This window comes from Mesorhizobium sp. M7A.F.Ca.AU.002.02.1.1 (assembly GCF_003998535.1).
GTDB lineage: Bacteria > Pseudomonadota > Alphaproteobacteria > Rhizobiales > Rhizobiaceae > Mesorhizobium > Mesorhizobium ciceri.
Window position 1 is genome coordinate 1 of the sequence record NZ_RZPB01001373.1, and the last position, 733, is coordinate 733.

Consider the following 733-nt stretch of genomic DNA (forward strand, 5'->3'; position numbering starts at 1 on the left):
CCACGAGGCGCTGGTCGAATCCGACCGCTGCTATTTCTGCTACGATGCACCGTGCATGAATGCATGCCCGACTTCGATCGACATTCCGCTGTTCATCCGCCAGATCTCGACCGGTAATCCGATCGGTTCGGCCAAGACCATCTTCGACCAGAACATATTGGGCGGCATGTGCGCCCGCGTCTGCCCGACCGAGACGCTGTGCGAGGAAGTCTGCGTGCGCGAGGTGGCGGAAGGCAAGCCGGTGCAGATCGGCCGCCTGCAGCGCTACGCCACCGACGTCGCCATGGGCGAGAACAAGCAGTTTTATCCGCGCGCCGAGCCGACCGGCAAGACGGTCGCCGTGGTCGGCGCCGGGCCGGCCGGCCTTGCCGCCGCGCACCGGCTCGCCCGCCACGGCCATGACGTGACCATCCTGGAGGCGCGCGCGAAGGCCGGCGGCCTCAACGAATACGGCATCGCCGCCTACAAGAGCGTCGACGATTTCGCCCAGGCCGAAGTCGACTACGTGACCGCGATCGGCGGTATCGACATCCAGAACGGCAAGGCGCTCGGCCGCGACTATCAGCTGTCGGATCTGATCCGCAATTACGACGCGGTGTTTCTCGGCATGGGCCTTGGCGGTGTCAATGCGCTGCGTGCCGATGGCGAGGACGCTGACGGCGTCATCAACGCGGTCGAGTTCATTGCCGAGCTGCGCCAGGCCAGCGACCTTTCCGGCCTGCCGGTTGGGCGC

1 protein-coding gene is annotated in these 733 nt (G+C 66.2%); it reads left to right on the plus strand.

Features of this window, described 5'->3' with window-relative positions; all coding sequences use genetic code 11:
* On the plus strand, positions 1-733 hold a 733-nt coding region (locus EN879_RS37810; RefSeq protein WP_127274808.1), incomplete at both ends, for an FAD-dependent oxidoreductase.